A 22,560-nucleotide genomic window follows, 5' to 3' on the forward strand; every position below is an offset into this window, starting at 1 on the left:
CTGGCTCACTTCGTTAGGAGGCTTCGGCAAGCACTCCGTCGACATTTGAAAGATCAATCTGTTCAAGCGGCTGCGGGCGGCAGATCGCGTAACCCTGGAAGCGATCGCAGCCGGCGGCCTTGGCCAGCTGGAAATCCTCGTCCGTCTCGATACCTTCTGCCACGACCGACACGCCCTGGATCCGGCCGACTTCCGTGAGCGCAGAAACCAGCACCTGCGCAAGCCTGTCCTTGCCGAGATTGCTGATGTAGCTGCGATCGATCTTGATGACGTCGATCGGCAAAGTTTTCAGATAGTTGAAGCCACAATGTCCGGTGCCGAAATCGTCGAGCGCCAGGCGGATGCCCATGGCGCGCAATTTGTTCAGCCTGCGCAGCACATCAGGCGTTGCGTCGGTCGCTGCCGTTTCGGTGATTTCATAGACGATGCGCTGCGGGGCGCAGCCTGTCTGTTGGAGAACCCGCTCGGTCATGGCCACCAGATTGTCGCGCTTCAATTGCTCACCCGAGACGTTGATGCTGACATTCAGGTGCCCGAGCCGAGCCAGATCCTGACAGGCGCGGGTAAAGACCCACTCGCCCAGGAGATCGATCAATGTCGATGATTCCGCCACCGGAATGAATTCGATCGGAGGAATAAGGCCGCGCACGGGATGGCGCCAGCGCACCAACGCTTCGAAGCCTTTCACCTGCTTTTGAGCATCGACCACGGGCTGGTAGTGCAATTCGAGATGGTCGAGATAGATCGCAGCTCGCAGCTCGCGCTGGAGATACCGAACGCGGCGGCGATCCTGCAGCATGGACTCCTCGAACGTCGTCGCGTGCCCGCGTCCTGCCGATTTGCTCGCGTAAAGCGCCAGGTCTGCATTCTGGAAAAGCCCGCTTGCATCATGGGCACGATCAATCGACGTGGCAGTGCCGATCGAAACGCTGAGGGCGATGTCGTGCCCTGCGTGCCTGAAGGGTTTTGCGATTAGTTGCAGCAGGGACGCAGTCTGGCGCGCGATTTCGTCCTCGGAGGTGCCAATGAAGAGGATCGCGAATTCGTCGCCGCCCAGCCGCCCGACTTGGCCCGTCTTGAACTGATGGCGAAGGCAATTGCTGAGATGAACAAGCGCTGCATCGCCCGCCGGATGTCCGAGCGTGTCGTTGAGCTGCTTGAAATGATCGATGTCGATCAGCATCAGGGTTACAGGCGCGCCTGTCTTGATCCGCACTGCCTGGTCCAGGCATTCCATGAAATGCCGTCGCGCTACCGCACCGGTCATGACATCGCTTTCCATCATGCGCTGCCGCTCGCCATCGGCGATGTGCGCATGCTCCAGCTTGCGGTAGACACCGCGCCTTGCATGATGAAGCGTGAACATGGAAAAGCCCACCGCCGCCATCGCGGCTGCCGAGGTCGCCACGATGGAACCGGTAGCATCGGCAGATAGGGCGATGGCTGATGTGGCCGACAATGCCCCCAGAAGTGAAAACTGCGATACCAGATAGGATCGACGGCTCTGCCGTTGGATAGTTGCAATCAGTCCCATTGCGTCGGTCAGGCCCCGTTTAACTCAGCCTGTTCCTGCCTAGCGTCCAGACGTTAAGACCGGGTTGAAATACACTTTCCTGGTGCAATTGAATGGCACGCGCCGCCTGATCGCGGCTGTGGCGGCAGATTGCGGGACACATTTCCTCCTCCCCGGGGGATGCAAGTCACGCCCCGCCTCGCCATATCTGATGGAATTCACCCCTTTGCCGCAGCGGTGACTTTGGTTAGTAACAACCTTTGCACCCGATCGGTCGCGGCGAGGCGGACCGAAACGACAACACCGGACACGGCCTGAAAGATGCCGTGCGGAACGAGGCCAGCGTGACGCAACTTCCCCATACCGCGAAACCGGAAACTCCGCTGCTCGACCGCGTGACATGGCCGGCCGACCTCAAGGCGATCGACGACCGCCAGATGCCGCAGCTTGCCAAGGAGCTTCGCGCGGAGATGGTCGATGCCGTTTCGGTCACGGGCGGACATCTCGGTGCCGGGTTGGGCGTGGTGGAACTGACGCTCGCCATCCACAAGGTGTTCGATACGCCGGAAGACCGCCTGATCTTCGATGTCGGCCATCAGTGCTATCCGCACAAGATCATCACCGGCCGGCGCGACCGCATCCGCACGCTGCGCCAGGAAGACGGGCTTTCCGGTTTCACCAAGCGGGACGAGAGCGCCTACGACCCCTTCGGCGCCGCCCATTCCTCGACATCGATCTCGGCCGGCCTTGGTATGGCGGTCGCCAGCGACCTGACGGGCAAGAACCGGCACGTCATCGCCGTCATCGGCGACGGCGCGCTGTCAGCCGGCATGGCTTATGAAGCGCTGAACAATGCCGGCGCACTCGATGCGCGGCTCATCGTCATCCTCAACGACAACGACATGTCGATCGCGCCGCCGACCGGCGCCATGAGCGCCTATCTGGCGCGTCTGGCGTCGGGCCGGACCTATATGGGCATCCGCGAATTCGGCAAGAAGCTGACGGCCTATCTCGGCCGATCGGTCGACCGCGCCATCACACGCGCCGTCGAGCACGCCCGCGGCTACGTGACCGGTGGGACGCTGTTCGAGGAGATGGGCTTCTATCACATCGGCCCGATCGACGGTCATTCCTTCGACCACCTGCTGCCTGTCCTGCGCAATGTGCGCGACAACGGGCGCGGGCCGGTGCTCATTCACGTCGTCACCCAGAAGGGCAAGGGCTACCCGCCGGCCGAAGCGGCTGCCGACAAATATCACGGCGTTTCCAAATTCGATGTGATCACCGGCACCCAGGCAAAAGCCAAACCGAATGCACCGAGCTACACGAACGTTTTTGCCGATGCTCTGATCGGCGAAGCGCGACAGGACGATCGGATCGTCGCGGTGACCGCCGCCATGCCGGACGGCACTGGGCTCGGCAAATTCGCCAATGAATTTGCTGCGCGTACTTTCGATGTCGGCATCGCCGAGCAACACGCCGTCACCTTCGCAGCCGGAATGGCGACGGAAGGGCTCAAGCCATTCGTGGCCATCTATTCGACATTCCTGCAGCGCGGCTACGACCAGGTCGTGCACGACGTTGCCATCCAGAACCTGCCAGTCCGCTTTGCCATCGACCGCGCCGGCTTCGTCGGTGCCGACGGCGCCACGCATGCCGGTTCCTTCGACACGACCTATCTGGCGACCCTGCCGGGCTTCGTCGTCATGGCGCCTGCCGATGAAGCCGAACTGAAGCACATGGTGCGAACGGCTGCTGCCTATGACGACGGCCCGATCGCATTCCGCTATCCACGTGGCGAGGGTGTCGGGATCGAGATGCCTGAGCGTGGCGAGATCCTGCCGATCGGCAAGGGTCGCATCGTCAAGCAGGGCGCCAAGATCGCGCTTCTCTCGTTCGGGACACGGCTTGCAGACGCGCTGCTTGCGGCGGAAGACCTCGATGCCGCCGGCCTGTCGACGACGGTCGCCGATGCCCGCTTCTGCAAGCCGCTGGACGAAACGATGATCGCCGAGCTTGCATCCAAGCACGAGGTGCTGATCACCATCGAGGAAGGCTCCGTCGGCGGCTTCGGCTCGCATGTGCTGCACTATCTGTCGAACGAAGGCCTGCTCGACAACGGGCTCAAGGTGCGTTCGCTCGTCATGCCCGACATCTTCATGGATCAGGCCAAGCCCGAGGTGATGGTCGCCAAGGCCGGGCTCGATCGCAAGGGCATCGTGGACACTGTCTTCCGGGCGCTCGGCCAGGATGACGTCGACCTTCCTGCGAAGGCCTGATCGCCTTCAGCGAGCTTAGCTCTCAGGCCTTGCGGCCATCGATCCGGAAGGCAAGGCTCGAAACGGCGCCGCCATCGTTGTGATAGCTGAACTGGCCGCCAATCTGCTGGGCAAGCGACATCACGATACGCATGCCGAGATTACGCGACGTATCCGGCTTGAAAGCGTCCGGCCAGCCCGGCCCATCGTCCCTGACGCGCATAACATAGGCGCCATCCGATCCGTCCACTTGAGCAAGGTTCACGCTGATCGTGCCCTGCCGCTTCTGCGCGAAGGCATGTTCGACCGAATTCGAGATCAGTTCGGTCGCGATCAGTCCGAGCGGCACCGCCATGTCAGACGAAACGTCGATCGCGGTGACCTGCGCATCGTAGGTGACATGGCGCGCGCCCATCGCTTCCAGGATGTCCGGTCCGAGCGCCTTGAGATACGCGGCAAAGTCGAGGCTCTGATGCGCGGGGTCGTAAAGCTCGCGCTGCATGCGTGCCACGAGATTGACCCGCGTGGCGGCCTGGGCGAGCGCGGTTGCCGCCTCGCCTTCCGGCAAAGATCGCTTCTGCGCATTCAACAGCGCGCTGACGACGGCCAGGTTGTTGGAAACGCGGTGCTGCATTTCCTTGAAGAGAACGTCGCGCTCTTCAGCATGCCGGTGTGACACCATCTGCTCTCGCTTCAGCCGATCGAGCGCCACGTGCATCCAATGGATCAAAAGCACATCCACCGTCACGATCGCCACGAAAAACGCGAGTGCGATGATCGCCGGACCGTTCAGCTCGAAGCTTCCGATCGGCGCGATGAAAAAGAACCAGGCCGCGAAGAACGAAGCAACGCCAACCGCGATGCCGGGCGCGAGCCCCACGAAGAAAGTCGTGAGAATCACCGCAGGGAAAAACGTCAGATACGGGAAGCCCGGCGGCAGGCGCTCTTCCAGCCAGAAACGAGCGCCGAAGGCGAGGCCGAAAGCGATAACCGCAAACAACCACCGCTTTGCAGGGCTCGCCCGAAGCGTTTCGGTGCGATCGAGCATCCGCTGGACTGAACTGATAGAAGCCTGCTGCACAAATCCCACGCTGAACTGCGCGCGGAGGCGCGACCATCTTCGGCCGCACCAAACCAGAATTCCCGCGAAATGCAATGGCAGTGTCACAAGACTTGGACATATTTGCCATCACTAACAAAAACGCGCAGCAACTGCGTACAGTCCCGACCTGAATTGTGGGGCAAGTGCTTGTCATGGGCACCATCAACGCGCATAGCCCACGCCATGATTGGACAAAATATCCAGAATACCGACGATGACGTGGCAGCTGACCCCAGCGTCAGGGAGCGGTTGGACCGCGTGCTGGTCGATCGCGGTCTTTACGACACGCGATCCCGTGCACGCGATGCGATCCTGCGCGGAACGGTGGCGGTAAACGGCGCGGTCGTGCGCAAGCCCGGTCACCCGACGGCTTTTGCGGATGCGTTGGCGATCGAGGACGATGCCAGCGCCTACGTCTCGCGTGCAGCATTGAAGCTCATTGCGGCGCTCGATGCCTTCAACCTCGATCCCACCGGTCGAACCGCGCTCGACATCGGCGCATCGACAGGTGGCTTCACCCAGGTTCTTCTCGAACGCGGCGCTGCACACGTGGTCGCGGTCGATGTCGGGCACGGCCAGTTGCACCCCTCGCTCGCAAACCATCCCTCCGTCACGTCCTACGAAGGCTTGAACGCGCGCAACCTCACGGCCGAGCAGATCGGGCACCCGACCATCGATTGCGTCGTCAGCGATGTGAGCTTCATTTCGCTCAAGCTTGCCCTGCCGCCGGCGCTCTCGCTCGCCGCGCCCGGATCGTTCTGCGTGCTTCTCGTCAAACCCCAGTTCGAGGCTGGCCGGGATGCGATCGGCAAGGGCGGCCTCCTGAAGGATCCCACGCAAGGGATCGAGGTCGCGCAGGATCTGGAGCGGTGGCTCGGCGCACAGGCGGGTTGGCGCGCCACCGGCTTCGTCCCTTCACCGATCGCGGGCGGCGACGGCAACCAGGAATATCTGCTGGCTGGAGAGAAGACATGAGCGCCGAAACCGTCGATATCAGCGAACTTGGTGCTCAGGGCGATGGCGTGGCGCATACGGAGACCGGACCGGTTTTCGTGCCGTTCACCCTGCCAGGTGAGACCGCCTCGATCGCGCGCGAGAAAACCAAAGCGACGCTGATGGCGCTCAAAAGCGCCTCGCCTCTGCGGGTAGAACCGCCCTGCCCGCATTTCGGGCCCGACGGCGAAGGCGGCGCCTGCGGCGGATGCTCATTGCAGCATTACGACATGGACGCCTATCGGGACTGGAAGGCCGGTCTGGTTCGCCAGGCGTTAGCCGAACACAAGATCGATGTGCCACTGAAACCACTGATCGCAGCGCAGCCGGGTGAGCGCCGGCGCCTGGTCTTGACAGGCATGCGCACCGACCAATCGGTCATCCTCGGCTTTGCAGCCGCACGCTCTCACCAGATCGTGCCGATCCGCGTCTGCCCCATTGCCGTGCCCGCCATATCGCAGAGACTGGATACGATCCGGCGTGTCGCGACGGCGGTTGCAACCGGTACCGCTGCCTTTCGGGTGAGCGTGCTCGCCACCGTCTCCGGGCTCGACATCGCCATTGCCGGTCCCATGAAACTTCAGGATCGACGCCGGCTGCTGGCCATCGAGACGATATTGGGCCTGAGCGAAATCGCCCGGGTCACCGTCGACGGCGAGGTTCTCGTGGAGCCGCGTCGACCGATCATCCAATTCGGCAAGGCATCCGTTACGCCGGTGCCCGGCGGGTTCGTGCAGGCAAGCGCGATCGCGGAAGGCCACATGGCGCAGATCGTTTCGGCGCATCTGAAGCCTTCGAAGCGGATCGCCGATCTCTTTGCCGGCAGCGGCACGTTTGCGCTGAGATTGGCAGAATTCGCGCCGGTTCACGCGGTGGAGAACGACAAGCTCGCTCTGGCGGCACTGGATGCGGCTGCGCGTGCGACGCAGGGGCTTCGCCCCGTGACGCACCAGAAGCAGGATCTCTTCCGCAGCCCGCTGATGGGTATGGACCTGAAACCCTTCGACGGCCTCGTCTTCGATCCGCCGCGTGCCGGTGCCGAAGCACAGTCGCGCGAACTCGCGCGTTCGTCGATCCGTCGGATCGCAGCGGTGTCCTGCAATCCCACGACGCTGGCGCGGGATCTCCGATTCCTCATCGATGGCGGTTACAAGCTGCTCTCCGTGCAGCCGATCGACCAGTTTCTCTGGTCGCCCCATGTGGAAGCCGTCGCCCTGCTGGAGCGCAAGGGCTGAGCGAGCCCCCGCTGGCGCTACTTCTTTCGGCTCATGAACGCCTCGAAAGCGGCGCGCGCTTCGGCGGACTTCAACTGAGCCTTGAAATGCTCGGCCTCGGCATCGATCCGCTCCAGCACCTGCTGCTCGGAGCCACGGATCAGATCACGCGCGATGGCGAGTGCCTGGGGAGGCTTTGCGGCGATATCGCGAGCAAAAGAAAGTGCTTCGGCCTCCAGGGCATCCGGACCCACGACGCGCCATACGAAGCCGGCCTCGCGCGCCTCCTCGGCCGAGAAAGGAAGCCCCGCAGCGAGCATGGCGAAGGCGCGCTGATGGCCCGCAATGTTCGGCAGGAGCAACGTGGATGCGGCTTCAGGCACGATAGCGAGATCGGTGAAGGGCGTGCGGAATAGCGACCGATCGGAGGCGATCGTCATGTCGCAGTGAAAAGTCAGCGTCGTGCCAACCCCGATCGCCAGGCCATCGACGCCTGCAAGCAGCGGCTTGCGTGTCGTCGCCAGCGCCTTCAGGAAATCGATCACTTCAGCTCCCAACGAGCCGCCCATGGCGAAGGCGAGGAAATCCTGCATGTCGTTGCCGGCCGAGAACGCGCCGGGCGCACCGAGGAAGAGATGCGCCCGCACGTCCGGGTCGGCATCGCCCTGGCGCAGCGCATCGGTCATGGCCGCATACATGGTGCGGGTCAGCGCGTTCTTCTTTTCCGGCCGGTTCATGCGGATGATCTGCACGCCGGGCGCACTCTCTGGCCGCTCGATCAGGATCGTGTCGTCGCTCATGCTGTCGGTCCTCATGCCGCCGTCAGGGCGCTGCGCGCAGCGATCAAGCTGCCGGCGCCTTCAATGACGCTGATCTTCAAGGCTGCGGTTTCGTTAAACAGGTTTTCGGCCGCGAAGCGGCAGAGCGCAACGCGGGCGTCCTCGTCCGATGCCAGCGCGCCCTTGGCGAGGTAGACACCGCCGGCGGCAAGCCCGAACAGGCGCAGATATGGCTGTGCGCTTGCCAGCGCCTCCTGCTGGCGTCCTGCCTGCGTCGCTTCGGTGAGCCAGTTCGTCGCTGCTTCGAGATCGTCGATCGCGCGGGAAAGCCGCTCGCCGGTCGTGCCGAAGCCCTCGCGGTTGGACGTCGTCACGGCTTCGGCGACCTGACGCAACTCGGCGATATAGCCGGCGACTTGGGCGCCGCCCGAAAGCGGCAGCTTGCGCATGACAAGGTCGATCGCCTGGATGCCGTTGGTGCCCTCGTAGATCGGTGCAATGCGGGCATCACGCATGAAACGCGCAGCACCTGTCTCTTCCACATAGCCCATGCCGCCATGGACCTGCACGCCGATCGAGGCGACCTGGCAGCCGACATCGGTCGAGAAGGCCTTGGCCACCGGCGTCAGCAGATTGGCGCGTTCCTGCCAATGCCGTGCATCGTCGCCCTCCGTTGCATGCGCATAATCGATCGCATGGGCGCAGGCGTGGCAGATGGCGCGCGCGGCCTGCGTCAGCGCCTTCATGGTGAGAAGGTCGCGCTGGACGTCCGGATGCTCGATAATCGGGCTCATGCCTTCGCTCGTATCACCGGGCGCCTTGCCCTGGCGGCGATCCAGCGCGTAGGCCAGTGCCTTCTGATAGGCGGCGTCGGCGACGGCCACGCCTTGGACGCCGACATTCAGACGGGCGTTATTCATCATCGTGAACATGCAGGCGAGGCCGCGATTTTCCTCGCCGATCAGCCAGCCGACCGCGCCCGCTTCCTCGCCGTGCTTACCGTCGCCATAGATCATCGTGCAGGTGGGCGAACCGTGAATGCCGAGCTTGTGCTCGACGCCATTGCAGAACACGTCGTTGCGCGCGCCGGGAGCGCCGTTCTCGTCCGGCAGGAACTTGGGCACCAGGAAGAGCGAAATGCCGCGCGTGCCGGCCGGCGCATCGGGCAGCCGTGCCAGCACGAGATGGATGATGTTGTCCGTCAGGTCGTGCTCGCCGAAGGTGATGTAGATCTTCTGGCCGAAGATGCGGTAGCTGCCATCGTCGCGGCGCTCCGCGCGCGCCTTGAGGGCATTAAGGTCGGAACCTGCCTGCGGCTCGGTCAGGTTCATCGTCCCCATCCACTCGCCGGAGACGAGCTTGGCGAGATAACGATCCTTCAGGTCCTGAGAACCGTGCTTGTCCAGCGCCTCGACTGCGCCGACGGTCAGAAGCGGGCCGAGCCCGAATGCCATGTTGGCGGCGGCCCACATCTCGGAGGCGGCGACGGACAGCATGGTCGGCAGCTGTTGGCCACCATAGGCCTCGGGGCCCGACAGAGCGTTCCAGCCGCCCTCGATCCAGCGGTGATAGACGTCCTTCCAACCGGGCGGCATGGTGACGACACCGTCCTTCAAGGGCGTGCCGTGCTTGTCGCCGGCTTCTGCCGTCGGGGCGAGCTGATCGGTGGCGAAGCGGCCCGCCTCTTCCAGAATCGCGTCGACAAGATCTTCGGAAAGATCGCCGAGACGTTCACCGTCCAGCGCCTCCTTCAGGCCTGCCACATGCTTCAGCGAAAATGCGATTTCCGAAACGGGTGCGCGGTACATGACACTCTCCCCTGTCATAGCCGGCCCCTGTCATAGCCGGGAACATCTGTACGAATTGCGGCGCGTCAGATTCTCTTGATCAAGCTCATCAGACGCGCTTTCTGCTTTTTACGTAAAGGTAAGACATCCGGCAAGGGATGTTGTCTTTATCGGGCGATGCTCGTATGGCCAACGGGCTGGCGACCACGCGGTCGGGACCCCTTCTTTTCCCGGCTATCGCGCGGGTGTGCAAGCGTGCGGAGCTTTAATTGGCCGACATTCTTTCCATTGCCGACGCACCGGAGCGGGCCATCGAGGCGGCCTGCGCCGTCCTTGCGCGCGGCGATCTCCTCGGCTTGCCGACGGAGACGGTCTACGGGCTCGCTGCCGACGCCACCAATGGCGAAGCGGTCGCCGGCATCTACGACGCCAAGGGCCGGCCGCGCTTCAATCCGCTGATCTGCCACATGAGCGATCGCACCATGGCCGAGGCGCATGTGCGCTTTGAACCGCTTGCAGAAAAGCTCGCCGACGCCTTCTGGCCGGGACCACTGACACTCGTCCTGCCACGCCTGGCGCAATCGCCGGTCGCCTCGCTGGTCACCGCGGGTCTCGAGACATTGGCGGTGCGGGTCCCGCGGGGGATCGCCGGCGACATCATCCGGCGTTTCGGCAAGCCGATCGCGGCGCCCAGCGCCAACCGCTCAGGCCGCATCAGTCCGACGCGTGCGGAGCATGTCGCCGAGGACCTCGGCGCCGCCGTGTCGCTCGTCCTCGATGCCGGCCCCTGTGCCGTCGGCCTGGAATCTACCATCGTCAAGGTCGAGAACGGCCGTGCGATCCTCCTGCGCCCCGGTGGCCTGTCACGCGACGAGATCGAAGCGGTAACCGGCCACGCGCTCCTCCGCCACGAAACGCCGGGCGTGCTGGAAGCACCGGGCATGATGGCCTCGCATTACGCCCCCGACGCACCGGTCCGGCTGAACGTGATCTCGGTCGCGCCGTCGGAAGTGCTGATCAATTTTGCCGATCAACCGATCGCGGGCAGGGACGATGCGCGCGCCGTCATCGATCTCAGCCCGACCGGCCGCCTCACGGAAGCGGCAGCGCAGCTTTTCGACGCGATGCAGCGGGCCGATCAACTCGGCGGATCGGCGATCGTCTTTGCGCCGATCCCGACCACTGCTCTTGGGGAAGCCATCAACGACCGTCTGCAGCGCGCGGCCGCACCGCGCGGCATCGAGCCTGCTGCCGGTACACAATTCGGCTGATTTGCCCTAGATCGTCAGAGATGAGCTTGTCCCCTTCCCTCTCCCCATCCCTCATCGAGCGCTTCGCTGCCATCGTCGGTCCCGGCAACGCATTGACCGATCCATCAGACACACAAGGCTTCACCCACGAACACCGCGATCTCTATCAAGCGACGACTCCGCTCGTTCTCCGCCCCGGGACTAAGGAAGAGGTCGCGGCGATCCTGAAGCTTGCGACGGAAACCAAGACGGCGATCATCCCCCAGGGCGGGAATACGGGGCTGACGGGCGGCCAGGTGCCGCTTGCGGAAGGTCCACCCGCCGTCATCCTCTCGCTCTCGCGCATGAACCGCATCCTGGACATCGACGCCATCGGAGGGACGATGACGGTCGAGGCGGGCGTCGTTTTGCAGACGATCCAGGAATCGGCGGCTGAGGTCGGCAAGCTTTTTCCGCTTTCGCTGGGCGCCGAAGGCTCCTGCCAGATCGGCGGCAATCTTTCGACGAATGCCGGCGGCACGGCGGTGCTTGCCTATGGCAATACGCGTCAGCTTTGCCTGGGGCTCGAGGTGGTTCTGCCCACCGGCGAAGTGTGGACGGCGCTGCGCAAGCTGAAGAAGGACAACACCGGCTACGATCTGCGCGATCTCTTCATCGGCGCGGAAGGCACGCTCGGGGTCATCACGGCGGCGGTTCTCAAACTCTTCCCGATGCCGGCGGGACGCGAAGTTGCGATCGTAGGGCTGACATCGCCCGACGCTGCGCTCAAGCTCTTCCGCCATGCAGAGGCGCTTTCAGGAAGCGCGCTAACGGCATTCGAGCTCATGGCGCGCATCGGTGTGGAGTTTACCGCGCGCCACATCGACGGCGTGCGCGATCCATTCGCTGAGCCGCATGACTGGTATGTGCTGATCGAGATTTCCTCGAACCTCTCCGCGGACGCAGCGCGCCATCAGATGGAGGCTCTGTTAAGCGCTTCCCTCGAGGATGGGACCGTCGACGATGCCGTCGTGGCGCAAAACGAGACACAGGCGCAGCAGTTCTGGCACATGCGTGAAGCACTGTCCTGGGCCCAGAAGCCCGAGGGCGGATCGATCAAGCACGACATCTCGGTGCCTGTCGCCGCTATTCCGGCGTTCCTCGCTCAAGCCGAGCCCCTCGTGCAGGCGATCGTGCCCGGCGCCCGGATCGTCGCCTTCGGCCATCTCGGCGACGGGAACATCCACTACAACATCTCCCAACCGGTCGGCGCCGACCGGGAGACGTTTCTCGCCCGCTGGGATGCGGTGAGCGCGAAGGTCCATGCCCTGGCCCTCTCCTTCGGAGGCTCGATTTCCGCCGAGCACGGCATCGGCCAGATGAAGCGGGACGAGCTTGCGGCGATCCGCGCACCGATCGAAATCGACCTCATGCAGCGCATCAAGGCGGCATTCGACCCGGCCGGGATCATGAATCCCGGAAAGGTACTCCAGACGCGCTGACCTTCCGACTTTGGTAACCATCGGAAAGGTCAAGGTTTTTTAACTGCGAATTTTAAGTGGGCTGGAACCCCGGCACCCTACAGTCAGACACAACAGAGAGCGCGACCAAGCGCTCCGGCGGGAAGACCGGAAAACCGGCTCTCGAGAGTGTCAACAAGGGTGTGGTCAATGTCGAACACGGTTCTGAAGTCACAAAGCAAGCCCGTTTGGGCAGGTCACGAACTCCGGCTGGATCCCGGCCATCTGCCGCAGCACGTCACTTACTGCGCCCGGAGCCAGACCGAAGCTGTCACGATCACGATCGACAAGCGCGGCGCCGTGATGCGTCGTCAACTGCCGGCAAGCGGCCTGCCGCTGTCCGTCGCACTCCCCTCGCGCATCTTCGCAGGCGTCGCTGCCCGGGCCATCGATCATGGCGATGGCCAGATCACCGTCACGCTCGAACTGCACCATACGGATCCGGAACTTTGCGTACCGCTGCTCGTCTCGCACGATCTCGGCGATATCGCCGCCGACTGGCGCAGTTGGGCTTCCGTCTTCAACCTGCCCATGCTGATGGTCGAAGCCGACGGCGTCGCGCGGCCACTCGAAAATGCCATCGGCCCGCTGACTGTCGGTCGCACACGCCCGCGCCGCCACCATGCATTCTTCGCCGACCGTCGGCCGCGCTTCCTGGTGCGTCGCAAGACCGGCACGCTCGGGATTGCCTGTCTGGTGATCGACGGCGAGGAGATCATAGCCCGCCGGTGAGTTTTACAGTAATCTAATATAGCGATATCTTAAGTATAAATATCTGATATCTCGTGGAACGATACAGTCCAGTCCTCGTTCTTACAGCATCGGCACCGCACGGCGCGCCTCTCAACAGTTTTAGAGACTGTTAGACCAAGGCTAAACGTCGTGATCCCGAAGCTGAACGATCAATAAGACAGAAATAAATCTGTCACCGAGATTATCAGGAGAACGACTTTGACCAAGGTTATCGCACTTCTTACCGCTACGCTGATGTCTTCCGCAGCGATCGCAGCCCCCATGGTTGGCGATCACAGCGCAACCGATCGCGCAGAAGCGCCGATCATCCTTGCACAGGCTGCCGACAACAATGCTGACGCCGGCGAGTCGCCGGACGGCCCGATCATCGAAGAAGAAGACACTGAAGTCATGGGCACGACGACCGGCCCTGACGAAGAGCAGGCCGATAATGACGGCGACGATGGCGAGTCACCTTCTGCACCAGTCGTCTCTGAAGACGAAATGATTGAAGAAGATGCTTCGGGCGTAACCACCGGCCCAGACGCTTCGCAGGCCGCTGAGGACATGGAAGACGGCGAATCGCCGCGTGGCCCGGCTGCTGAAGAGCCTGCACAGTAATCGATCCATCTCGATCGCATTCGAACTAGGAAGGGGCCGAGCAGCAATGTTCGGCCTTTTTTCGTTGTCCAGCCGTCAGGCACCAAGGCGGAAAATTGCGCCGGCGAGCAAGCCGGCAAACAGCAGCGCTCCGACAAGGGTGTTCGACTTGAATAACTTCAGGCACTCGTCCGGATTGTCGATATCGAGCTTTCGCGTCTGGAAGACGAAATGCGCTGCCGCTGCTGCGAGGCCGAGATAGGCCACGACATGCACGCCGGTCAGCACGAAAGACGCCAGCATGCAAAGCACGGCAGCCCCATAGAGCCGATCCAGCCACAGCTTGGTGCGGCTGCCGAAGAGCAGAGCGGTAGAACGCACGCCGACCAGGGCGTCATCTTCCTTGTCCTGATGCGCATAGATCGTGTCGTAGCCGATCGTCCACAGAATCGCACCGACGTAAAGGACAACCGGGGCAATCGAAAGCGTGCCGAAGGCTGTTGCCCAACCCATCAGCGCGCCCCAGGAAAAGGCAAGCCCGAGAAAAAATTGCGGCCAGTCCGTGAAGCGCTTCGCAAAAGGATAGATCGCAACGAAGGCGAGCGAGGCAAAGCCGAGGACGATTGCGAAACCGTTGAAGGACAGCAGAACGAACAAGCCGACGAGCGATTGTAACAGAATGAAAATCTGCGCCTGGCCACGGCTCACCCGGCCCGATGGCAGGGGGCGCGAGCGGGTGCGGGCAACTTCCGCATCGATCTTGTGGTCGACAAGGTCATTATAGGTGCAGCCCGCACCCCGCATGGCAATTGCGCCGATGGTGAAGAGCACGCAGTGGCGCACCAGATCCGCAAGCGTGTATCCCGCTTCGAGCGCACCGGGCAAGTTTCCGGCGAGCGCCGCCGACCAGAGGCACGGCCACAGGAGCAATTGCCAGCCGATCGGCCGGTCCCAGCGGGCAAGCTGCGCATAGGGCCACAGAACGCGCGGCAGCACCTTGTAGACGAAGTTTCCGGACGGTGCGTCGGCGACGCGGTCGCCCATGGGGGATGTGTCGTTCATGGCGGATCAGTGGCAGCGGGGCTTTGTGCGGTCAAGGCTTCACCGCGCGGCTGAGGAACGCCCTCTTGACCCAATTGCTCACGCAGGCTTTACCGACCCGCAACACTGACTTGCCGGGGACCAAGCTTCATGAACGTGCTTCTCATCGGATCGGGCGGCCGCGAACATGCGCTCGCCTGGAAGATCGCTGCCTCCCCGCTGCTCGGCCGCCTTTATGCAGCGCCCGGCAATCCGGGCATCGCCGAAGAAGCCGAAATCGTCGCTCTGGACACCGCCGACAACGATGCCGTGATCGGCTTCTGCCGCGAGAACGGCGTCGACCTCGTCGTGGTCGGCCCGGAGGCGCCGTTGGTCGCCGGCCTCGTCGATGCGCTCGATGAAGCAGGCATTGCCGCTTTCGGACCGACGGCTGCCGCAGCGCAGCTCGAAGGCTCCAAGGGCTTCACCAAGGATCTGTGCGCGGAATACGCCATTCCAACTGGTGCCTATCAGCGCTTTAACAATGCGCCCAAGGCCAAGGCCTATGTCCGTGCGCAAGGCGCGCCGATCGTCATCAAGGCCGATGGGCTGGCCGCTGGCAAGGGCGTGACCGTGGCCATGACGCTCGACGAGGCGCTTGCCGCCGTCGACGATTGCTTCGAAGGCGCCTTTGGCGATGCCGGAGCCGAAGTCGTGGTCGAAGCCTTTCTCGATGGCGAGGAAGCGAGCTTCTTCTGCCTCTGCGACGGCGAGACCGCCCTGCCGCTGACCAGCGCACAGGATCACAAGCGCGTCGGTGATGGCGACACGGGTCCCAACACCGGCGGCATGGGCGCCTACTCGCCGGCTCCCGTGATGACGGCCGACATGGTCCAGCGCACCATGGTGGATATCATCGAGCCGACGCTGCGCGGCATGAAAGCGCGCGGCATGCCCTTCAAGGGCGTGCTCTATGCCGGTCTAATGATCACCGACAAAGGCCCCGAGCTCATCGAGTACAATGTGCGTTTCGGCGATCCGGAATGCCAGGTGATGATGATGCGGCTGAAGGACGACATCCTTCTTCTTATGAAGGCGGCAGCCGACGGTACCCTTTCGACGATGAGTGCACGCTGGCACGACGATGTGGCGCTGACAGTCGTGATGGCTGCCAATGGCTATCCCGGCGCCTACAAGAAGGGCACCGCGATCGACGGCATTGCCGAAGCTGATGCTGTCGAAGGCGCGAAGGTGTTCCATGCCGGAACGGCCCTGCATGATGGACAACTCACCGCCAATGGCGGGCGGGTGCTCAACGTGTCCGCCATGGCAAAGGATGTCGCCGGCGCCCGAGACCGCGCCTATCAGGCGGTCGACCGAATTTCGTGGCCGGACGGGTTCTGCCGGCGCGACATCGGCTGGCGGGCGCTTGACCGCTAAGCTGCTAAGGCTTCGTTAAGCACCTTCCGACACCGGATCGAAAGGTGAAGTGGTTACCCTCGCGGCCAAATCCGCCTTCGTGTCGAGGCGGCCAGGCTTATCGAGGGTCGATCATGTTGCGCGTAGTCTTCGCAGTCTCCTTGGTTTCAATGGCGTCCCTGCCGGCGTCGGCACAGTCCGTCGAGACCTGGCAGCCGCGCGAACCGGGCTTTTCCAGCGTGGATGTGATCACCTGCTCCACCTGCCCGCAGAAGCGCCAGACCCAGGCTGAAGCCGAGCTGATAGAGCTTCAGGCGCAAGGCGCGCGGATTTTCCAGGAAGACGGCGTCGAGAAGGTCGCCCGCACCGACAATATGCTCGGCGGCACCCCGGTGGTCACCGTCACGAGCGCCGACCTGCTTTATGGCGCTCAGCGTCCCATGACGGCATCGGCATCGCCTGAAGCGATGGAAGAGTCCGACGTGGAAATCATCGCTCCCGACTTTTCCGCGCCGCGCGCCGCGCTCGATATCCCTGCGCAGGGCATCGACATGGATGCGCAGACGTCGTCGCTTTCCGGATCCATGAGCGTGAACACGTTCGAGCTGCGCCTGAACTGACGTCCAGGCTCAGCCAACCTCTGCGAATTTAGCGACAGACGCCCTTCGCCAGAGCGCTCTGGATGCCGGCGACGTTCGACTTGCGATCGAGCGTCTTCGCGATCGGTGCGCCCTGGCCTGAAATCCAGACCTTCATCTCGGCGTCCATGTCGAACGAGCCATTGTTCTCGACCGAGAACATGGTGATCGACTTATATGGGATCGACAGATATTCGCGCTTGCGCCCGGTCATCCCCTGCTTGTCGATCAGGATGATGCGGCGGTCGGTGAAGATCATCTGGTCGCGGATGATCTGGAAGCCGAGTTCAACCTCCTCGCCATCCGCCAGGATCGGCCGCAATTCCTCAGTCACGCCCGCAAGATCAAGGTCGGACGCATGGCCAAGCAGGCCGCTGAACAGTCCCATTCGCTTCTCTCCAGATTGCCCCTACGAGATTTCGCAGGGGAAACGTCAGGGACTGTTATTGGTTTCAGCCCACAATGCGTGAGAAATCTGCAACCTGCGCGGTGGCAGAACGAATACGTGCCAGAAGCGCCAGCCGGTTGGCACGGACGCTGTCGTCCTCGTCGTTTACGAGGACGTGTTCGAAGAATGAATCAATCGGTTCACGCAATGCCGCAAGCGCGCGCATGGCGGCCGAATAGTCTTCATTCTGAATCGCTTGGACGGCTTCGTTCTCGGTTTGAATCACCGCGTTAAAGAGATGCTTCTCTTCCTCCGTGCGAAGAAGCGCAGGATCGACTTCATCGGCGATAGCCGTGCCCTTCTTCTCTTCCGCCGCCAGAATGTTCGCCGCCCGCTTGGTGCCGGCGAGAAGGTTCTTTCCTTCTTCGGTGTCGAGCAGTTGACCAAGAGCCTGAACCCTTTGAACGATCGCAAACAGGTTGCAGCTTCCGGACAGCATCACAGCGTCCACGAAATCGTGACGAACACCCTGGTCGCGCAGATAGACCTTCAACCGGTCCTGAATGAACGAGCGCAGATCATCGCTGACGCTTGGGTCATGGTCCTCAACTCTGGACAGCCATTCGGGCTCTTCAGGCTTCGCCTGGGCAATCAAGCTCCGCGCCTGGTCTCCATGCAGTCCACCGGCGACTGCCGCCGAAAGGATCGCGTCCAGTTGCTGCTCCGCAGTCGCCGTCTTCCCGATCTGATGACGCAGGACCTGGACATCGTTGAGCGGATCGATCGAGAAGTTCAGCTCGTTTTCGAGCACCAACCGTATTACGCCCAGCGCTGCGCGACGCAGCGCGTAGGGATCCTTGGAGCCCGTCGGCTTCTCGTCGATGGCCCAAAAACCCGTTAGCAGATCGATCTTGTCGGCAAGTGCCACGGCGATGGTGACCGGTTCGCGGGGGACGGTATCGGTCGGGCCGAGCGGCTTGTAGTGATCTTCGATGGCAGCGGCGACCGCCAAGCTTTCGCCCTGCAGCTCGGCGTAGCGGCGGCCCATCAGGCCTTGCAGTTCGGGGAACTCGCCGACGGCGTCGGTGGTCAGATCCGCTTTGGCAAGCACGGCGGCGCGATCGGCGAGATCGGGATCGGCGCCGACGATCGGGGCCAGTTCACGCGCCAGGCGCCGGATGCGTTCGACACGCTCGCCTTGCGTGCCGAGCTTGGCATGGAACGTCACGCCCAAATGGTCGAGCTTTGCCATGCGCTGGTCGAGCGGCTTCTTCAGGTCGAGGCCAAACTTTTCGGCAGACGCCGTCAGCGTGTCGAGGTCGGGCAGATCGCCCTGGTCGGACTGCCAGAAATAGAGCGCGTCGGAAAGGCGCGCGCGCACGACCTTGCCGTTGCCGTGAATGATTTCCTTGCCGCCATCGCTCGCCTCGATGTTGGCCACGAGGATGAAGCGGTTGGACAGCCCCCCGCCCGTCTGCGGACGGATCACGAAGCACTTCTGGTTGGCCTTGATCGTCAGCCGGATGACTTCCGGCGGGATCGACAGGAAGGCCTCGTCGAAACTGCCCATGAGAACGACCGGCCATTCGACGAGACCGGAGACCTCTTCGAGCAGCGCCTCGTCCTCGACCAGTTCGAGACCAGACGCAAAAGCGAGGTTCTTGGCGTCGGTGGCAATGATTTCCTTACGGCGCGCGGGGTCGAGCACGACATGCGCCTTCATCAGCTTGTCGGCGTAGTCGTCGAAGCGCCGCACGGTGATCGCATCGGGCGCATGGAAGCGATGGCCGTAGGTGACGTTGCCCGCGCGGATGCCGTCGATCTCGAAATCGACCACGAATGGCTCTTCCGTTTCCGGCCCGAAGGTGCAGAGAATGGACTGAAGAGGGCGCACCCAGCGCAGCGAACCGGGCTTTGCCGATGCCTTGCCCCAGCGCATGGATTTCGGCCACGGGAAATCGCGGATGATGCCGGGCATCACATCTGCAATGATCGCCTCGGCAGCGCGGCCTGGCTTTTCAATCACAGCAACGTAGAACTCGCCCTTCTTCGGATCGGCGACGATCTTGGCCTGGTCGATGGAGGTGAACCCTGCGCCGCGCAGAAAACCCTCGATCGCCTTTTCTGGCGCGTCGGTGCGCGGGCCCTTGCGCTCTTCCTTGAGATCGGCCGACTTCGCCGTCAGGCCGCGAATGTCGAGCGTCAGCCGGCGCGGCGTCCAGTATTCCTGCGCGCCTTCATAGGTGAGCCCCGCATCGACCAGCGCATCGGTCACGAGCTTGCGCAGATCGCCTGCGGCCTTGCGCTGCATGCGAGCGGGGATTTCCTCGGAACGAAGTTCAAGCAGAAGATCGGGCATGGGCTGGGGCTCTGGAGACTGGAGACAAGCGTGCGCCGCCCTTAGCAAGGCGGCAGGACTTTGTCATGCTTTGAGGAGCCGACAAAACCGACAAAAGCGACACTCGTTCCCGGCCAAACCGCCCCACTTCATGTCGGCCACCATGAAGTATCCAAGCAGCGGCCTTCGGAAATTGCAATTTGTCTACCGAGAAGCCAGTTCGACTGACTCGACAGCCAATCCAAAAATCGATCTCTCTCCACTGATCAAAACCTCTACGTTTTGCTTGGTGGGAATACCATCAAGTCGCGAAAGATAGCTCCGAAATCCCGTCAGCGTCGAGTACGGGGTGACCATCTGAACCTGGACGTCGCCTGGCATGCGCTGGTTGACGGGATGCAGATAAACAATCGTTTGGACGGTTTCAGGAGTACTGGGGAAAATACGGTGAAGAATATAAGATTCTGTGTAGGGAATTTGAGACCCAAACAATAGTATACAAACTATTGAATATAGCCCCATTTTCATCGGCCCATTGAATTTGGCCCGAAAAGCCGTCGGCAACCAATCATCGTTGCTTAATCCACCTCGTCTGACCCTTTCCCTTTCTTCAGCGAAAACTATTCTCCTCAGGGTCACAAAGATTCCGAAATAGATTATGAAATGAGCGATCCAGGAATAGGGGGAAACCATCCAACTGGCCGTGAGGAAATCGACGTCGAATAGCCCGAGCAAAATCAGCGAGGCGACGAACAGGGCCGTCACGCGGGCCAGCCAGATTGACCGCCAGCGCTCTCTCACTACTGCACGACGGATCGCCTTTTGCTTAGGCGTCTCGGCTGTCACGCCGCATTCGCCGTGAGGCTCACCCCACCCGCATCTGTCATCAAGAATGCTTCGCCGCACGCCTTCGACAGGTTGCGGACCCGCAGGATGTAGCTCTGGCGTTCCGTGACAGAAATCACGCCGCGCGCGTCCAGCAGATTGAAGACGTGGCTTGCCTTGATGCACTGATCGTAAGCGGGAAACACGCATTTGTGAAGGCGCTGATTGGCATTGTCGCCCGGCGCTCCCGCCTGCAGGAGAGCCTGACACTCCGCTTCGGCATCCTCGAAGTGCTTCAGCAGCATCTTCGTATTGGCGAATTCGAAATTGTGCCGGGAATATTCCTGTTCGGCCTGCAGGAAGATGTCGCCATAGGTGACCTTCTCGTCGCCCTCGCGGCCGTTGAAATTGAGGTCGTAGACGCTGTCGACGCCTTGTACATACATGGCGAGGCGTTCGAGGCCGTAGGTCAGTTCGCCGGCGACGGGCGCGCATTCGATGCCGCAGACCTGCTGGAAATAGGTGAACTGCGAGACTTCCATGCCATCGCACCAGCATTCCCAGCCGAGGCCCCAGGCGCCGAGCGTCGGGCTTTCCCAATCGTCTTCCACGAAGCGGATGTCATGCAGCATCGGGTCGAGACCGATCGCCTTCAGCGAGCCGAGATAGAGCTCCTGCAGGTTCGGCGGCGATGGCTTTAGGATGACCTGATACTGGTAATAGTGTTGCAACCGGTTCGGATTTTCGCCGTAGCGTCCATCAGTCGGGCGGCGCGAGGGCTGCACATAGGCGGCGTTCCATGGCTTCGGACCAAGGGCACGCAGCGTCGTTGCCGGATGGAACGTCCCGGCGCCGACTTCCATGTCGTAGGGCTGCAGCACGACGCAGCCATAGCTTGCCCAGTAGTTGTGGAGCGTCAGGATCAGGCCCTGAAACGAGCGCGTGGGGTTCATGTGGTCGGTGGTCATGACATGTCCCGGTCCGGTCAAGCTTGGTGTGGCGGCATCCGCCTCAAAGGTCGCGGGACAGGTGCCACGCAGGCTATCGCCGGTCAAGCGGCGGCGGCGGTCGAGAGAGCGCCGATCAGTCCGCTTTATCGCGTTTTTCCAGCCGGTACTCGCCCGTCACCGGATCCTTGATCAGCGTTCCGGTGGAGCGGTTCTCCGCTTCCTTCTCCGCCTGGCGGACACGGGCATTCACGCGCTCGGCCTCCTTCAGCAGGCGGCGATAGCCATACCAGGCAATCGCCCCCACCGCTGCCAAAAGCAGGATCTGCGGCATTCGATTCTCCGGGAGATCAGTATTCACAAGCCGTATCGGCCCCAGATTGCCTTGTTTTCCAATGCGTCTGCAACACCCTGCGTCGCACTTGCGGCAATAGTTTGAGCAAAATCGTCACCGCCGATGGATGCCGGAATGCGACCGCCAAAAAGCCCGCGCCGAGGCGCGATGAGGCGCGTGCGCATCTTCTCGCCATACCGAGCCTTCAGGAAGCCGTGCATGTCGCCGAGCTCGTCGACGAGACCGAGTTCGCGCCCTTTCACGCCGGACCAGAACAGTCCGTTGAAAAGCGTGTCATCGTCAGCCGCGAGCTTGCCTTGGCGGCGCGCCTTGACGAGATCGATGAACGTGGCATGCACGTCGCGCTGCAGCGACTTCAGGTGTTCCACGTCGGTTTCCTTCTCCGGCTGGAACGGGTCGAGCGAGACTTTGCTCTGGCCTGCCGTATAGACGCGGCGCTCCACGCCGATCTTCTTCAACAATTCCGGGAAACCGAACGAGGCCGAGACGACGCCGATCGATCCAACGATGGACGACGGGTCGGCAATGATCTCGTCGCCGGCGAGCGCGATCATGTAACCACCCGACGCCGCCACGTCCTCGACGAAGATATGGACGCGCTTCTGCTTTTCCTCGGCCAGATCCCGGATGCGCTTGAAGATGAGGCGCGACTGGACGGGCGATCCGCCGGGCGAATTGACGATGATGGCGACGGCAGGCGCCCGTTTCATCGAAAAGGCCTTGTGCAGGCTTCCGGCGACGCTTGCCAGGTTGAGGGCAGGACGAAACTGGCTCCCGCCGGTCATGATCGTTCCCTGCAGACGGACGACTGGGATGATCGTGAGGTCCTTCTTCATCCGCCGGGGGAGAAGTGCGTCATAGAATGCCATTGCGCCGCCTTGCCTGTTTGAAGGTTCTTGTCTT

At 62.4% G+C, this 22,560-nt stretch carries 20 protein-coding genes; 9 read left to right on the forward strand and 11 right to left on the reverse strand.

Going from position 1 to position 22,560, the window contains the following annotated elements:
- Positions 1 to 13: 13 nt before the first annotated feature.
- Positions 14 to 1,534 (reverse strand): putative bifunctional diguanylate cyclase/phosphodiesterase, encoded by a 1,521-nt coding sequence (locus GC125_RS16230; RefSeq protein WP_151986600.1) that lies wholly within the window; start codon positions 1,532 to 1,534, stop codon positions 14 to 16.
- A gap of 323 nt (positions 1,535 to 1,857) precedes the next feature.
- Between GC125_RS16230 and dxs the strand changes: the two genes are divergently transcribed.
- Positions 1,858 to 3,792 (forward strand): 1-deoxy-D-xylulose-5-phosphate synthase, encoded by a 1,935-nt coding sequence (gene dxs, locus GC125_RS16235; RefSeq protein WP_151986601.1) that lies wholly within the window; start codon positions 1,858 to 1,860, stop codon positions 3,790 to 3,792.
- Between the two features lie 22 nt (positions 3,793 to 3,814).
- Here the strand turns inward: dxs and GC125_RS16240 are convergent, their stop codons facing one another.
- Positions 3,815 to 4,819 (reverse strand): sensor histidine kinase, encoded by a 1,005-nt coding sequence (locus GC125_RS16240; RefSeq protein ID WP_151986602.1) that lies wholly within the window; start codon positions 4,817 to 4,819, stop codon positions 3,815 to 3,817.
- Positions 4,820 to 5,056: 237 nt separating this feature from the next.
- Here GC125_RS16240 and GC125_RS16245 point away from each other — a divergent pair, with 237 nt between their 5' ends.
- Together GC125_RS16245 and GC125_RS16250 are read left to right on the forward strand one after the other, a co-directional pair.
- Complete coding sequence (locus tag GC125_RS16245) at positions 5,057 to 5,848, forward strand: TlyA family RNA methyltransferase (RefSeq protein ID WP_151986603.1); 792 nt, start codon at positions 5,057 to 5,059, stop codon at positions 5,846 to 5,848.
- The gene (locus GC125_RS16250) at positions 5,845 to 7,101 is read left to right on the forward strand and encodes a class I SAM-dependent RNA methyltransferase (RefSeq protein WP_151986604.1); all 1,257 of its coding nucleotides are present in this window, start codon (positions 5,845 to 5,847) and stop codon (positions 7,099 to 7,101) included. The genes GC125_RS16245 and GC125_RS16250 overlap by 4 nt, the downstream gene beginning before the upstream one ends.
- 17 nt (positions 7,102 to 7,118) lie before the next feature.
- Here the strand turns inward: GC125_RS16250 and GC125_RS16255 are convergent, their stop codons facing one another.
- Together GC125_RS16255 and GC125_RS16260 are read right to left on the reverse strand one after the other, a co-directional pair.
- On the reverse strand, positions 7,119 to 7,880 hold the full coding sequence (locus tag GC125_RS16255) for a crotonase/enoyl-CoA hydratase family protein (protein ID WP_151986605.1): 762 nt from the start codon (positions 7,878 to 7,880) through the stop codon (positions 7,119 to 7,121).
- A gap of 11 nt (positions 7,881 to 7,891) precedes the next feature.
- A complete protein-coding gene (locus tag GC125_RS16260; RefSeq protein WP_151986606.1) occupies positions 7,892 to 9,667 on the reverse strand; it encodes an acyl-CoA dehydrogenase family protein in 1,776 nt (591 codons plus the stop codon).
- Positions 9,668 to 9,915: 248 nt separating this feature from the next.
- On the opposite strand from GC125_RS16260, the gene GC125_RS16265 reads away from it, so the two are divergent.
- From GC125_RS16265 to GC125_RS16280, 4 genes are all read left to right on the forward strand, one after another.
- On the forward strand, positions 9,916 to 10,917 hold the full coding sequence (locus GC125_RS16265; protein ID WP_151986607.1) for an L-threonylcarbamoyladenylate synthase: 1,002 nt from the start codon (positions 9,916 to 9,918) through the stop codon (positions 10,915 to 10,917).
- A 20-nt stretch (positions 10,918 to 10,937) separates the two neighbouring features.
- Positions 10,938 to 12,377, forward strand: coding sequence for an FAD-binding oxidoreductase (locus tag GC125_RS16270; protein ID WP_151986608.1), 1,440 nt, complete (start codon positions 10,938 to 10,940; stop codon positions 12,375 to 12,377).
- A gap of 168 nt (positions 12,378 to 12,545) precedes the next feature.
- Positions 12,546 to 13,127: a DUF6101 family protein gene (locus GC125_RS16275; protein ID WP_151986609.1), complete on the forward strand. Its 582-nt coding sequence runs from the start codon at positions 12,546 to 12,548 to the stop codon at positions 13,125 to 13,127.
- A gap of 219 nt (positions 13,128 to 13,346) precedes the next feature.
- Entirely contained in the window at positions 13,347 to 13,748 is a 402-nt protein-coding gene (locus tag GC125_RS16280; RefSeq protein ID WP_151986610.1) for a hypothetical protein, read from the forward strand.
- Positions 13,749 to 13,823: 75 nt separating this feature from the next.
- On the opposite strand, the gene ubiA is transcribed toward GC125_RS16280, so the two are convergent.
- The gene (ubiA, locus tag GC125_RS16285) at positions 13,824 to 14,789 is read right to left on the reverse strand and encodes a 4-hydroxybenzoate octaprenyltransferase (protein ID WP_151986611.1); all 966 of its coding nucleotides are present in this window, start codon (positions 14,787 to 14,789) and stop codon (positions 13,824 to 13,826) included.
- A 129-nt stretch (positions 14,790 to 14,918) separates the two neighbouring features.
- On the opposite strand from ubiA, the gene purD reads away from it, so the two are divergent.
- A complete protein-coding gene (gene purD / locus GC125_RS16290; protein WP_151986612.1) occupies positions 14,919 to 16,187 on the forward strand; it encodes a phosphoribosylamine--glycine ligase in 1,269 nt (422 codons plus the stop codon).
- A gap of 113 nt (positions 16,188 to 16,300) precedes the next feature.
- Positions 16,301 to 16,786: a plant virulence effector HPE1-like domain-containing protein gene (locus GC125_RS16295; protein WP_151986613.1), complete on the forward strand. Its 486-nt coding sequence runs from the start codon at positions 16,301 to 16,303 to the stop codon at positions 16,784 to 16,786.
- A 28-nt stretch (positions 16,787 to 16,814) separates the two neighbouring features.
- Here GC125_RS16295 and GC125_RS16300 read toward each other — a convergent pair whose 3' ends face one another.
- The 6 genes from GC125_RS16300 to GC125_RS16325 form a co-directional block, all read right to left on the reverse strand.
- Complete coding sequence (locus tag GC125_RS16300) at positions 16,815 to 17,192, reverse strand: PH domain-containing protein (RefSeq protein ID WP_151986614.1); 378 nt, start codon at positions 17,190 to 17,192, stop codon at positions 16,815 to 16,817.
- 64 nt (positions 17,193 to 17,256) lie between these two features.
- Positions 17,257 to 19,551 (reverse strand): glycine--tRNA ligase subunit beta, encoded by a 2,295-nt coding sequence (glyS, locus tag GC125_RS16305; RefSeq protein WP_151986615.1) that lies wholly within the window; start codon positions 19,549 to 19,551, stop codon positions 17,257 to 17,259.
- Between the two features lie 183 nt (positions 19,552 to 19,734).
- Positions 19,735 to 20,376, reverse strand: coding sequence for a hypothetical protein (locus tag GC125_RS16310; RefSeq protein WP_151986616.1), 642 nt, complete (start codon positions 20,374 to 20,376; stop codon positions 19,735 to 19,737).
- On the reverse strand, positions 20,373 to 21,308 hold the full coding sequence (locus GC125_RS16315) for a glycine--tRNA ligase subunit alpha (RefSeq protein ID WP_151988002.1): 936 nt from the start codon (positions 21,306 to 21,308) through the stop codon (positions 20,373 to 20,375). The genes GC125_RS16310 and GC125_RS16315 overlap by 4 nt, the downstream gene beginning before the upstream one ends.
- A gap of 130 nt (positions 21,309 to 21,438) precedes the next feature.
- Positions 21,439 to 21,636: a hypothetical protein gene (locus GC125_RS16320; RefSeq protein ID WP_151986617.1), complete on the reverse strand. Its 198-nt coding sequence runs from the start codon at positions 21,634 to 21,636 to the stop codon at positions 21,439 to 21,441.
- Positions 21,637 to 21,659: 23 nt separating this feature from the next.
- Positions 21,660 to 22,526 (reverse strand): S49 family peptidase, encoded by an 867-nt coding sequence (locus GC125_RS16325; RefSeq protein WP_151986618.1) that lies wholly within the window; start codon positions 22,524 to 22,526, stop codon positions 21,660 to 21,662.
- Positions 22,527 to 22,560: the final 34 nt, after the last annotated feature.

The organism is Rhizobium sp. EC-SD404, from assembly GCF_902498825.1.
GTDB lineage: Bacteria > Pseudomonadota > Alphaproteobacteria > Rhizobiales > Rhizobiaceae > Georhizobium.

What these genes read in the sequence shown, in the direction of transcription:
- GC125_RS16270 (WP_151986608.1), top strand. Translation starts at nt 10,938, where the DNA reads ATGAGCTTGTCCCCTTCCCTCTCCCCATCCCTCATCGAGCGCTTCGCT.
- ubiA (WP_151986611.1), bottom strand. Translation starts at nt 14,789, where the DNA reads ATGAACGACACATCCCCCATGGGCGACCGCGTCGCCGACGCACCGTCC.
- GC125_RS16240 (WP_151986602.1), bottom strand. Translation starts at nt 4,819, where the DNA reads ATGCTCGATCGCACCGAAACGCTTCGGGCGAGCCCTGCAAAGCGGTGG.
- glyS (WP_151986615.1), bottom strand. Translation starts at nt 19,551, where the DNA reads ATGCCCGATCTTCTGCTTGAACTTCGTTCCGAGGAAATCCCCGCTCGC.
- GC125_RS16295 (WP_151986613.1), top strand. Translation starts at nt 16,301, where the DNA reads ATGTTGCGCGTAGTCTTCGCAGTCTCCTTGGTTTCAATGGCGTCCCTG.
- GC125_RS16260 (WP_151986606.1), bottom strand. Translation starts at nt 9,667, where the DNA reads ATGTACCGCGCACCCGTTTCGGAAATCGCATTTTCGCTGAAGCATGTG.
- GC125_RS16325 (WP_151986618.1), bottom strand. Translation starts at nt 22,526, where the DNA reads ATGGCATTCTATGACGCACTTCTCCCCCGGCGGATGAAGAAGGACCTC.
- GC125_RS16255 (WP_151986605.1), bottom strand. Translation starts at nt 7,880, where the DNA reads ATGAGCGACGACACGATCCTGATCGAGCGGCCAGAGAGTGCGCCCGGC.
- GC125_RS16315 (WP_151988002.1), bottom strand. Translation starts at nt 21,308, where the DNA reads ATGAACCCCACGCGCTCGTTTCAGGGCCTGATCCTGACGCTCCACAAC.
- GC125_RS16230 (WP_151986600.1), bottom strand. Translation starts at nt 1,534, where the DNA reads ATGGGACTGATTGCAACTATCCAACGGCAGAGCCGTCGATCCTATCTG.
- GC125_RS16275 (WP_151986609.1), top strand. Translation starts at nt 12,546, where the DNA reads ATGTCGAACACGGTTCTGAAGTCACAAAGCAAGCCCGTTTGGGCAGGT.
- purD (WP_151986612.1), top strand. Translation starts at nt 14,919, where the DNA reads ATGAACGTGCTTCTCATCGGATCGGGCGGCCGCGAACATGCGCTCGCC.
- GC125_RS16300 (WP_151986614.1), bottom strand. Translation starts at nt 17,192, where the DNA reads ATGGGACTGTTCAGCGGCCTGCTTGGCCATGCGTCCGACCTTGATCTT.
- GC125_RS16245 (WP_151986603.1), top strand. Translation starts at nt 5,057, where the DNA reads ATGATTGGACAAAATATCCAGAATACCGACGATGACGTGGCAGCTGAC.
- GC125_RS16250 (WP_151986604.1), top strand. Translation starts at nt 5,845, where the DNA reads ATGAGCGCCGAAACCGTCGATATCAGCGAACTTGGTGCTCAGGGCGAT.
- GC125_RS16320 (WP_151986617.1), bottom strand. Translation starts at nt 21,636, where the DNA reads ATGCCGCAGATCCTGCTTTTGGCAGCGGTGGGGGCGATTGCCTGGTAT.